Raw genomic sequence first — 12130 nt, 5'->3', positions numbered from 1 at the left:
CTTACTGGCGAACATTCGCAGTGGCGGTTTCAATTTTCTCACAAATGGCTTGAAATATTTCCTCAATATTACCGATTCCACCGATGGCTTTGAATTTACCTTGCGACTCGTAGTAAATGGCAACAGGTGCCGTTTTATCGTTGTATTCTTTTATCCTGCGATGGATCAATTCTTCATTCTGATCATCCGGCCGTCCCGATGATTGACCGCGAATCAGCAACCGTTTCGTCAGCTCATCTTCATCCACCACCAGTGCCACCATCACTCTGATCTCGGTGTTGTGGTGCGCCAGCAGTGCATCGAGTGCCTCAGCCTGGGGAACTGTCCGTGGAAAGCCATCAAAAATGAAGCCAGCCGCCGATCTGTTTTCGGTTAGCTTATTTTCAATCATGCCAATCACGACCTCATCCGGAACAAGGATACCCTGGTCCATGAGCATCTTGGCTCGCAGGCCAAGTTCCGTTCCTTCCCGGATTTCGGAGCGCAGCAGGTCGCCGGTTGACAAATGCACCAATTGATATTGGGCAATTAATTTTTCACTTTGTGTGCCTTTTCCGGCACCCGGCGGGCCAAATAGTACAAGATTGAGCATAAAGGTTTGCAAGATACACGCAGGTTTGCGCACAAAAATACAATTGTTGTCAGGAAAACAGCATTTTGTGGGGGAAGTATTTATCAATAGGTGCCTGAGAACAGAAAGAGGAGCCATTTAAATGGCTCCTCTTTCTGTTCTCAGCGTTAAAATAGCGGTTATTTAGTCGCCTTACCGGCCGGTTTTTTAGCGGCTGGCTTGGCGGCTGGTTTAGCAGCCGGTTGGGGTGCCGGCGGATTCAGTGCGTTCTGCACGTCTTTATCCGATGGATCCAGTTCGGCCGCTTTCGTCAGGTACTCTTTTGACTTCACCGCATCGTTTTTATTGGCGTAATAGGAAGACAGGAATTTGTACGCTGTCATCATATACCGCTTATTCTTTTCTTTATTCGATGCATCGGTTGCAATTTCCTTGTCCGAAACTTCCAGGTATTTCTCATACAGCGGAACCGGTTCGCCCGTTGACATGGCTCCTTTCGTATCGCTGAAGTAGTTGGCCGAAGCACGGAAATAATAACCGGGCGACCAATCTGGGCTTACTTTGTTCACTTTCAGGAAAGCCGAGTCGGCTGCTGCATAGTATTTTTCTTTGGCCTGACGAATCGCGGCTGTATCGCCACCCATCATCATGGTGCTATCACGACCCACTTTGCTTCCGAGCAGGTAGTTTGACATTCCTAACTGGAAGTAATCATTGGTCGTTGCTTTTGCTGTATCCAGAGCGATGGCCTTTTGGTACGAACTGATTGCTCTATCATAGCGTTTGGCGCTATACAACGTCTTACCAATTTCCCGGTACAGGTTTTCCGTTGTATCCTGAGGAGCGGCTTTTTCCAGATTCACAATCGCCAATGAATCGCCTTCCGGTGTACCTTTCTGGCCATAAGCCCGGCCCAGGTATTTATAATCGTCATAAATTACTTTATCCGGAGCGGCTTTGATAAAATTCTCCAATGCCTGAATAGCATCGTCGTATTTACCAAGACCTGACAGAGCCCAGCCGCGAATCCGCTGAATAACCGGATTCTTCACTTTGCCTTCCAGTTGATCCAATTTCTGAATGGCCTTATTGAAATCGCCCGCCAGGAAGTCAAACTGAGCCGAACGCAATAATTTGTCAATGTTCGTCGTCTGGCTTTTCTGGATGTACAAATCCATGTTTTTTGACGCATTCTTGTACGCTCTCGATCCAAAAAAAGCCTCCGCTAAATCTTCGTAAGTCGGAGCAAATTCGGGATCAGCCGCAATGGCTTCGGCGTAAAATTTCTGTGCTTCGGCATAGTTCTTAGCGCGCAGGAACGTATTACCAATTTTGTATTTGGCTTCCGCATCGTTCGGCCGGATGGACAGCGCGTTTTCGTATTTTGAAACCGCATTACCACCATCATTTTTCAGCGTATAGGCATCCCCTAAAGCCATCTCGATTTCGGCATTCTCGTTTTTCTTATCCCGTTCGTCGGCAATCGTCAGAATCCGGATCGCTTCTGCCGGATCGTTCAACCCTTCTTCCGGTTTTCTGAACATGGTGTAAGCCTCACCAGCGCGCAGCAAAACGTCTATGTTCTTGTTTTTGGTTTCTTTTAAGGCATTGTCGATCAAGGTCTTCGCGGTAGCGCGATCTTTTTTGGCCAACGCCACTGCACCCAATCCAACATTGTTAAGCTGGCTTTTAGGATCAGCAGCCGCGCCTTTTTCAAACGCTTGTTTAGCAGCGTCCGGATTACCGGATTTCAACTGGGCATAACCCAGATAGAAATAGTTATCGGCAGAAGGAGCACTGGTGGCCAAACTTTGAAACGTTTGGATAGCCTTGTTGTAACGGCCTGCTTCCAGATCCTTCACTCCCGATTGTGCGTCTTGGGCAACCGCTTGCAATGAGCCAAACAAACCGGCGGCTACCACTGTCAACAGAGCTTTCTTTTGGAAATTCATGCCAATTTCAGGTTGAGAAATGGGTGAAAAATTAATTTATTAAAGTAAAAAACAAAATGCAAAATTATAAAATTGCGTTGGAATCAGAAATTATTTCAACTTCTTTTCCAAAAAGACCTCCCGAATATACGGCTTTGTGGGCCATAAACCGCCTTTTTCAATTAAAAGGCCACCAACGTCCCGAATAATGTAATTAATCAGTCCGCTACCCAAACCCGAGTGGGCTTCGCGGCTGATGACGTAAACATTTCGGCGCAGGGGATATAATTTTAAACCTAAATTCTTCTGAAATGGTTGGAAAAAATCGTCAATGGAGGTTGGATTCGGTTTTTCGGCGACCCCCATTACCCGTAAATTTTTCGACAACTCGGCAGCTAAGGGCGAATCGCCATCGCTAATCCAGTTGACTCCGATAAAACCCAGTGCCGTCGGATTCTTACGAACATATTCAATAACCTGTTTGTTTGAATTTACCGTAAAAATTTTTATCCGACTTAAATCATTGACCTTGAATTGCTTTAGTGCAAAATTCAGATTGCTGGAATTATTGTTGTCGAACACCAGCACAATGGGACCAGACTGGTTACCGGATTTCAGTTGTTCCCACCGGGTAATTTTTCCCTGAAAAATATCGCCCAGTTCTGCCATTGTAATCAGGCTGTCCGAGTTCTCCCGGCCAACGATTAACGCAATTCCATCTGTGGCGATAAACTCCGACTTGTACTTGATCTTATTTTTCGCAAAGATCGACTTCTCGCTGTCACTTAATTCCCGCGTCGAAAAGACGAGTCGGGCGCTATCCCGTAACATGGTTGCGATGGCTTCCTGCTCGGGTTTAAATGTCGCATGAAACTTGGTATCCGGATAAACCCCTTCGTACGCTTTGTAGATAGATTCTACCATGGGTTCCAGCGACTCGTCGGCTGTAATGGCAATCTGTCCATGGGTTGGATTATCCGCCGGAGGACTTGATGAACAGGCCGCGAGACTCATCAACCCAATTCCTATTCCAATCGCTATCAGCTTATTCATAACTAAAGCAAACGTTCTACCCCCCGATACGCCCTGAATAATCCATAAATGATTAGCAAGCCCGCTAATAAATATCGGAAGGTTCCGGTAGGTAAGAGTCCAAAAGACTGGGAGGAGGCAATCAGGTAGATGCCCCCTCCCAGGTATAATAACCCCATCAGCACGCTAATGGACACGCTGAAAAGATCCGCAGACGGTTTTTCGTTCATTCGCAATCTTACTCCAACTGGAAGTTGATCGGCAAGTTGTATTTAACCCGTACCGGACGACCCGACTGCTTGCCCGGCCGCCATTTTGGCATCGACCGTACAACGCGCAGGGCTTCTTCGTCCGTACCAAAACCCAGACCTTTCAAAACCGTTGCATCCTGAATACTTCCGTCGGTGTTTACCACGAAGCTCACATACACACGGCCCGAAACGTTCGCCCGGGAGGCTGCGGGTGGGTACCGGATGTTCTTGCCCAAAAACTGGCCAAGAGCTGCCATGCCACCCGGAAATTCCGGATTTTGTTCAACAACGGTAAAAATCTGGTCTTCTTTCGGAGCGGCTTCAACGGCAGCTTCCACTTTGGTTGGACCGGCGGTTTCTTCGGGAGCCACAATCACCTCTTCGGCGTTCGGGTCACCTTCCTGTGTTTTTTCAGCCGCAACCGCTTCCTTCAATTCTTCAACGGTTGGCGGTGGGGTTTCTTCGGGAACTTCCTCATCCGGTTTTACTTCCGGTGGAAGGAATTTCACCGTGTTCACCTTTGGCAACTCAACCGGTGGTGGTGGTGGCGGTGGCGGTTCATTGGGGTCAATCGGCGGAGGTGGTAACTTCATCAGGTCCACTTCAACCATCGCCTGTTCGTCTTCTTTCGGAGCCAACACAGAAATGATCGAGGGAGTAGCCATTGCCAGAAGAAACAGCACCGACCCAATAATCAGGGCACGATAAACCGTTCTGGAATAGTCTTTCCGTAATGCATACGCACCATACGCCTTGTTACGATTTGCGAACACTATATCATCAAGTGTCCCGGTATTAGTCGTTACTTCTGCCATGGCGATTAATTCATTGAATTGGCTTGTAGCCGTTCATTACTTCATTTTAGGATCAATCAGCTTGTTCTCATCCGGAGTCATCTGATCCACTAATGCGTAGCGTTTTGTCTTTGTAATAGCCATCTCGTCCAGCATATCTACCAGATTTTTGTAGGTAGATTCTTTAGTCGGTTTGATAACCACAACAAAATCTTTCTCTCCGATTTTGCGCTTATTTTCCTGAATTGCATTCCGGATTTCGGGGCCAAACTGAACCGTTTTTAACTCCGGATCTTCGTTGGCGGCTTTTCCGAAAATGTAATAAATCTGGTTTTCTTTCCCCAGGAAAATCGTCATTACCTTAGAGGCCTTGATAGGCTCCGTTTCTACTTTTTCGGTCTTGTCCGGCACGTTCAGTGTCATCGAAGACGGTTTACTTAAGGTGGAAGCAAGAATGAAAAACGTAATGAGAAGAAAGCCCAGGTCCACCATCGGGGTCATATCGACCCGTGTAGATCCTTTTTTACTTCGGACTTTCCCACCTTTATGCTTACCCCCACCCCCACCGGTGTCGATATCTGCCATCTTTTTACAATGTTAAGGCGATGAATCGCGTGAGTTTGTGGTTTAACCTTAATTAATCGTTTGTCCAGCCGGCGGGAGGAGCTTCCGTACCCGTAATCAGGTTGAACTTGTTGATGTTCTGCGATTGCAATGAACTTAACACGTTCTTGAAGTTCGGGAATTTCGCCAGGTTATCGCCTTTGACGGCAATACGTAGTTTGTTGTTCGCTTTACGGGCATTGAAAACCCACTGCGACAACTGGTTGGTTTGCAAGTTGGCCGTCGAATCCACGGGAATACCCGGTTGTTTGACCTGACCCTGCTGGTCGGGTTTCAACGATAGATACGATTTCAACTGGTTAATCGGTATCCCGAAGTTTGGTAGCAGCGAGAAGGCTTTCTTTTCACGATCGGAGAAAGAAATACCGTATACTTCACCAATGTTTTCGAGCATGGCAACCCGGTTTGGTTGACCATCGATACCGAAGAACACCTGTCCGGATTTATCCAAACTAATGGTCATGATATCGGTATCAGGAACTTTTATACCGGAGATCGAGGTCGGCGGATTGATTTCAGCAGCCTCCTGTACTCTGATCTGAGCCGTCAAAATAAAGAAGGTCAGTAGAAGGAATGCTACATCACACATCGCCGTCATGTCCATGTGAGGTCGCGACCGTTTGGGCTTAACGATAGGCATAGTTTAATCTTTTTGTGATGTAAAAACGTTACTAACCACTTATTAATTGTGTGCAGCAAAGTTTTGCTGAATGCTCAACCCGATTTCGTCGATGTTGTAAGTCAGCTCATCAATGCGGCTCGTGAAATAGCTGTACATGATCGTTGCGATAGCGGCCGTACCGATACCCAACGCCGTGTTGACAAGGGCTTCTGAAATACCCGTTGACAAGGCCGCCGTATCCGGTTGACCCGTCGATCCCAATTCGCTAAAGGCGCGGATCATACCCAATACCGTACCCAACAGGGCAACCAGCGTAGATACCGAAGCCAGCGTAGCAATGATCGTCAGGTTTTTCTCCAACATGGGTAATTCGAGCGTCGTTGCTTCTTCCACTTCTTTCTGCAACGCAACCAGTTTTTGCTCTTTCGTCAGTTCGGCGTCGGTTCTCAGTTGCTGGTATTTCAACAGCGCGGTTTTCACCACGTTACCAACTGAACCTTTTTGACGGTCGCATTCTTTGATAGCGGCATCTACTTCATTGCGATCGAGCTGACCTTTCACTTTGCGAACAAACTCGTCGATTGAACCGGAACCATTGGCACGGCCGATCGTAATAAAACGCTCAATTGAGAAAACCAGCACAATTAAGAAACAGGTAAACAGCAGAGGTACGATTGGGCCCCCTTTGTAAATGATCCCAAAATAATCGCCGTCGACCGGTAAGTTTTCGTTATTTCCACCTTGAAAGTGACTGGCATCACCAAACACGAACATGTACGTGCAAACTGCGATGGCAAACAAAATGGGAATGACAAACACCGGGTTCAGACCGCTCGACTTTTTCTTGGGAGCTGCTGCTTTAGCTGGTGCTGGAGTTGGAGATTGTGTTTTCATTAGACTAACTGTAGGGTTAAATTGAAACTGGTTTTTTGTGTAAAGAAAACGAAAATTTCAAATTGAAACGTTTTAGTAGAATAAAATTTCGGAAGACTTTTCGCGAAGCCTACAACAAAAGTATCAATTTTCTATCTGAATTTATACCAATGGGTATGTCATTTTTTTGTTAATTCGAGAAAATATTTTACGTTTTTTATATTTTTCCAAGTTTATCGGCAGAGAAAAAAAATTATATTTTTTTTCTAACTATTTCTTTTTCATACCATTATACAAAATAATATTCGTTTTCGATTTACAGCTATTTTGTACAGCTTTTGACAAAGTTTTACCTCAGTTATTTCATCTGCGTTGGTACGAAGGATGCACTTTCTGAATTTATATGCATTAGCACTATTCCAAGTAATATAAATCAGGAACAAAACCCCAACTAAAAAACCCGTTAATACACTGACCCGATTTTCTATAAGATTGTCAATTGCCACTAATTTTGAGTCGACCGGTTTACGCCGGCGACTTAAAGGACAACCCGTTGATTCTTTTTAATGGAAAATTATCCGTTATCCTTTCGCCAATCCTTCAGAAGAAAAAGAAAAGAAATGGCCGAAAATGCCGCCGTTACCAAAAAAGCCAGTGGAAACCGCTCGGTTTTATTGTCATATAAAGTGGCCGACAGGTAAGCGCTCAGACCAATACCGGCTTCCATAGCAATATACATCGTTGCTAAAGCACGCCCGCGATTTCCGGAATGGCTCAGATCGACCGTCCAGGCCTGAGCTGTAGGTGAGTACATTCCCGTGGAAATGCCAAATAATACCCCGCCGAGCAGAAACGACAGCGTCGAGGTGCTGAAAGCCAGCAAGATCATCGAGGCCGTAATGATGAGTGACGCAACCCGTAACACGGGTCGGCGGCCGTATTGGTCGGAAACTTTGCCCGCCAAAAACCGGATCGCCAGGGAGGATACGGTGAAAACCGTGAAAAATAAGCCTTTGTTGCCCATATTCAGGGCTTCGCTAAAATCGGGAGCCAGCGTAATAACCGCTCCAAAACTAAACGAATTGAGAAACGTTACCAGCGACGGCGCCAAAACCGCCGGTTCGAACACATCCCGGCGCGAAATCCGTAATAACTTCCAGCGAAACGGTACTCGTTTAGCGAGCGTTTCTTTCATATTCAACAGTATAATAATCGATAATAGCGCCAGGGCCGAGGACGTATAAAACAAAGGGTTCAGACCGAAGGCCGACGTTAACCAACTCCCGATGGCTGGTCCGAACGCCATGCCAACGCTGCCGCTTAGTCCCAGAACGCCCATCGCTTCGCCCCGTCGTTCGTCGGGAACGATATCGGCGACGTAAGCCGAGGTTCCGGTTGGTTTAAAACCGGTCGAAAAACCGTGTACCAACCGCAATAACAGCAAAGCCGCTACGCCATGAGCGGCCGCCAGTGGAACCAGGGGATATAAAAAACCGCATACAAAACACACCAGTGAGCCAAAAGCCATGACCGGCACGCGTCCGACGGTATCGGTCAACCGACCGCTGAATGGTCTTGATAAACCGGCCGTTAATGTAAATAAGCTAATAATATATCCTTTGTATTCCGCTCCGCCAAGGCTGGTCAGATAGCCGGGCAATTCGGGAATCAGCATGTTGAAGCTGGCGTAAAAGAGAAACGCGCTCAGGCAAAGAAGAAAAAAAGCGGGCGTATAGATGGTGCGCGGCTGTTCCATTTGCAAACTTAACAGTTTTCCGGTTTTCCCTAGACCAAAAAAAAGCTACCTCCGAATCGGAAGTAGCTTTCCTGCGCTTTCTTAACCTAAACTAATCCTACAGAATCTTTTATTTCATTGAAATCATTCGGGTCGGTTCAACCACCACCGGTTTGCCGATGCTAACTGTTTTTTTAACACTTCCCTCTGATGACGTAAATTCCAGTTCATACTGACCTTCCGGCAATTCGCTCACGTCCAGTTTGGCGGCAAACTTGCTTTCGCTTTTGCCAATAAAACGTTTGAAAACCACTTCGTTGTCGCTGTTACGGAGGAAAACCGTGACGGGCATGGAAGAAGATTTTTCAACGGCCACCCAGATTTTGTTCTGATTCGTGATAAAGGTATTGGTCTCAAACGAACGGGATTTGGGGGTGTTCGGAGTGGCCGTTGCGGTGTTGGCGCTCAGCAGCGCAGCGATGATCAGGGTACCAAATAATGCTTTCATGATTGTTCGTATTTGTTGTTGTTGTTAATTTCAGTTGTTGTTACTGTTCTGATTACTATATGCCAATTGCCATGCCAATAAATTAACTTCCTGATAATCAGTAGCAGCATTTTTCAAAATAATTGAAAGTGTACGGAGTCGGACAATTTTTGTTCGCTGGCGGACAACGTGGACACGGTGTTGGCCCGGTTTGTTCCAAATCCGGACCATCCGAAATTGAATCGGTGCCCAAAGGGTAGAAGTTTTTGTAATTCGCCTTCTTTCCCTCAGATCCTGAACCTTTTATTCGTTCCTGACTTCTATGATGAACCGGTTATCTCTCATGGCCATGACGTGCTTTCTGTGCGGACTGGCAACGCTTTCGATCGGGCAGCAGATTTCCCGCGAAGAACTCATTTTTTTAACGCCGGAGTGGAAAGGCGAACGCTTCCCCGACGGACGTCCGAAAGTGCCGGACGCTATTCTAAAACGCATGAAACTGGTGACCCACGAAGAAGCCTGGGCCACCATGAAAGGCGAGCATTACAAGTTCCAGTATGCCGAGGGCTGGCAGACGATCAATCCGGATAGCGTGCTGGTGGGCCGCGCCCTGACAGCCACGTTTATGCCCGGGCGTCCCGACGTTCATCGGGTGACCGACAAAAAAGGCCACGAGAAAGACGGGCGGGTAAAATCGCAGAACGCCTGGCCCATTGATATGCTGGTCAAAGGCGACGTTTATGTAGTCGATCAGTTCGGGATGCACGAAGACGGCCCCACCATTGGCGACAACCTCGGCAACTCCATTTACGCTAAAACCGGTAACGGGATTGTCTACGAAGGTGCCGTTCGCGACATCGCCGGTTTGAAGGAAATTGGCGGTTTCACGTCGTACTTCCGCAGCTACCACCCCTCCCACCACCTCAACAACCCCGACGGCGAGCTGAATACGACCCTGGTCGGCATTAACCGCCCGACCCGGATCGGCAAGGTAATGGTCATGCCCGGCGACATCGTACTCGGTCGCGACGGCGCGGTGACGTTCGTACCGCCCCACCTGGCCGAGAAAGTGGTCAAAACGTCCGAAATCGTGCGCTTACGGGATATGTTCGGGCACCAGCGCCTGCGTGAACAGAAATATACGCCCGGCCAGATCGACAACCGCTGGTCGGCTGAGATCGAAAAGGATTTCTCACAATGGCTCAACGCGCACATCAGCGAACTGCCGGTTCCGAAAGAACAAATTCAGGATTACCTGAAAACCCGTACGTGGTAATAGAGCTATTACACAGGGTTTATCAGAGAACATCAGGGTTCATTAGAGTTTTCCCTGATTACCTCTGATGTTCTCTGATAAACCCTGTGTAACAACCCCCTTCTAAAACTCATGACCTCACGAAGATCTTTCCTAACGAAAAGCGCCATTGCCAGCGTATTTGCCGCCACGTCCAGTTTTGGCAACGGCCTCGAAAGCGCCATCGAACGAACCCCGATGTCGTCGGCGCCGTCGGACCTGAAAATCACCGACATTAAATGCGGTTTTATTCGCAATGGACACAGTTTGTTCGTCAAAATCCACACCAATCAGGGCATCTGGGGTTGCGGAGAGGGCGTTGATGCCACACCCGGAACCTACCACCTGGTGAAGATGATGGCCGAGCGCATCAAAGGCAAAAGTCCGCTGAATGTCAACCGCTTATTTGAAGACATCCGCAAATCCGGTTTTTTTGAAGGCGCGCAGGCCGGAATGTTCATTGCGGTTTTATCCGCCGTCGAAACCGCCTTGTGGGATCTAACCGGAAAAGCACTCGGATTGCCGGTTTACCAGTTGCTGGGCGGTAAATACCGCGACCGCATCCGGGTCTATTGCGATACGGGTACCTACCGCGATACCGACAAAAGCAACGACCATTTTGCCCAAAGCGCCGTCGAAGCGGTCAAAATGGGCTTCAATGCCGTCAAATACGACATTGACGAATGGAACGATCCGAATAAATACGACCGCTACAACTGGACCGCCAGCCCCGGCGAACTGGAGCGGATGTATAATCAGATTGCCGCCGTCCGGAAAGCGGTTGGGCCGAAAGTAGACATTTGCGTCGATATGCATGGGCGTTACGATATGACCACCGGCAAACGCGTCGCCAAGATGATGGAACCGCTCAATCTGATGTTTCTGGAAGAGCCGATTCCGGCCGAAAACGTCGAAGCCTACAAGATCATTTCAGAATCGACCACCACGCCCATTTGCGCGGGCGAAAACCATTACCTGGCCTACGGTTTCCGCCGGATGCTCGAAATTGGCGCGGTGGACATTATCATGCCGGATTTACAAAAAGCGGGCGGTTTGGGCGAAGGTCAGCGGATTGCCAACCTGGCGAACCTCTACTACGTACCGTTTGCGCCCCACATGGTGGCGTCGTACCTGGGGGCCATGGCTTCCAGCCACGTTTGCGCGTCGGTGCCGAACTTCATGATTCTGGAATGGCAGATTTATTTCCACGAAGACCCGATGTTCAAGGAAATCGTCACGTTCGATGGGCCAATGGTGAAAGACGGTTTTATTCCTCTCTCCGAAAAACCGGGAATTGGCGTCGAAATCAACGAAGCGGGCATGAAAAAATACGCGCAGAAAGACGTTCCGTTCTTCGTATAATTGACGAAATATCGGGCAAGCGGTAACCGAACAAAAATCGAAAACCCTGGTCAGCACCAAGATTTTCTACCAAAACCGGGTGCAATTTTGCTTCGTAAACAACAAAGTACGAAGCATATGCAAACGCAAAAAATGGTAAACCGGGTAGCTCAGGGTTTCATTCTTCTATCGGCGCTGGCCCTCCTGTCGGTCAGCGTGATGGCTTTTTCCAATCCGCAATCGGTCATGGATCTGGTTCACGTCCAGCTCCACAACACAGACGCTTTCAGTTCGATCCGGGGCGTCTACGGCGGGGTTGGCCTTACTTTATTCATCAGTCTGATTTACCTGATGATCAATGATGTAAACAAGGGATTGGCTTTTCTCAGCTTATTGTGGGGATTTTATGCGCTGTCCCGCACCATCACGGTGTTTGTCGAAGGCGCTTTGGGCGATTTCGGTCAGCAGTGGCTCGTAACCGAATCCGTGTTTTTCATCATCGCCCTTGTGCTGCTGCGGGCAAATACCCGGGCAAAGGCGGTTTTCACTGTTTAGGAAATGTAAAATGAAGAATG

At 48.0% G+C, this 12130-nt stretch carries 12 protein-coding genes; 3 read left to right on the top strand and 9 right to left on the bottom strand.

Annotation, left to right across the window (positions count from 1 at the left end; translation table 11 throughout):
• Position 1 precedes the first annotated feature (1 nt).
• From EHT25_RS11040 to EHT25_RS10995, 9 genes are all read right to left on the bottom strand, one after another.
• On the bottom strand, positions 2-592 hold the full coding sequence (locus tag EHT25_RS11040) for an adenylate kinase (protein WP_124876079.1): 591 nt from the start codon (positions 590-592) through the stop codon (positions 2-4).
• Between the two features lie 158 nt (positions 593-750).
• A complete protein-coding gene (locus tag EHT25_RS11035; protein WP_124874389.1) occupies positions 751-2523 on the bottom strand; it encodes a tetratricopeptide repeat protein in 1773 nt (590 codons plus the stop codon).
• 90 nt (positions 2524-2613) lie between these two features.
• On the bottom strand, positions 2614-3555 hold the full coding sequence (locus EHT25_RS11030; RefSeq protein ID WP_124874387.1) for a PstS family phosphate ABC transporter substrate-binding protein: 942 nt from the start codon (positions 3553-3555) through the stop codon (positions 2614-2616).
• 217 nt (positions 3556-3772) lie between these two features.
• Entirely contained in the window at positions 3773-4600 is an 828-nt protein-coding gene (locus EHT25_RS11020; RefSeq protein WP_124874383.1) for an energy transducer TonB, read from the bottom strand.
• A 36-nt stretch (positions 4601-4636) separates the two neighbouring features.
• The gene (locus tag EHT25_RS11015) at positions 4637-5164 is read right to left on the bottom strand and encodes an ExbD/TolR family protein (RefSeq protein ID WP_124874381.1); all 528 of its coding nucleotides are present in this window, start codon (positions 5162-5164) and stop codon (positions 4637-4639) included.
• 52 nt (positions 5165-5216) lie between these two features.
• Positions 5217-5843, bottom strand: coding sequence for an ExbD/TolR family protein (locus tag EHT25_RS11010; RefSeq protein WP_124874379.1), 627 nt, complete (start codon positions 5841-5843; stop codon positions 5217-5219).
• A 42-nt stretch (positions 5844-5885) separates the two neighbouring features.
• The gene (locus EHT25_RS11005) at positions 5886-6719 is read right to left on the bottom strand and encodes a MotA/TolQ/ExbB proton channel family protein (protein ID WP_124874377.1); all 834 of its coding nucleotides are present in this window, start codon (positions 6717-6719) and stop codon (positions 5886-5888) included.
• 553 nt (positions 6720-7272) lie between these two features.
• Positions 7273-8454: an MFS transporter gene (locus EHT25_RS11000; protein WP_124874375.1), complete on the bottom strand. Its 1182-nt coding sequence runs from the start codon at positions 8452-8454 to the stop codon at positions 7273-7275.
• 109 nt (positions 8455-8563) lie between these two features.
• Positions 8564-8941: a hypothetical protein gene (locus EHT25_RS10995; RefSeq protein ID WP_124874373.1), complete on the bottom strand. Its 378-nt coding sequence runs from the start codon at positions 8939-8941 to the stop codon at positions 8564-8566.
• Positions 8942-9263: 322 nt separating this feature from the next.
• On the opposite strand from EHT25_RS10995, the gene EHT25_RS10990 reads away from it, so the two are divergent.
• From EHT25_RS10990 to EHT25_RS10980, 3 genes are all read left to right on the top strand, one after another.
• Positions 9264-10196 carry an RraA family protein gene (locus tag EHT25_RS10990; RefSeq protein WP_124876078.1) on the top strand — a complete coding sequence of 311 codons (933 nt, stop codon included), beginning with the start codon at positions 9264-9266 and terminating at the stop codon, positions 10194-10196.
• Between the two features lie 111 nt (positions 10197-10307).
• Positions 10308-11576 (top strand): mandelate racemase/muconate lactonizing enzyme family protein, encoded by a 1269-nt coding sequence (locus tag EHT25_RS10985; RefSeq protein WP_124874371.1) that lies wholly within the window; start codon positions 10308-10310, stop codon positions 11574-11576.
• 117 nt (positions 11577-11693) lie between these two features.
• The gene (locus EHT25_RS10980) at positions 11694-12110 is read left to right on the top strand and encodes a DUF4345 domain-containing protein (RefSeq protein ID WP_124874369.1); all 417 of its coding nucleotides are present in this window, start codon (positions 11694-11696) and stop codon (positions 12108-12110) included.
• Positions 12111-12130 lie beyond the last annotated feature (20 nt).

This window comes from Larkinella rosea (assembly GCF_003858635.1).
Classification (GTDB): Bacteria; Bacteroidota; Bacteroidia; order Cytophagales; family Spirosomataceae; genus Larkinella; species Larkinella rosea.
The sequence above is the reverse complement of the archived record's forward strand: the minus strand, read 5'-3'. Positions and strand labels throughout refer to the sequence as shown.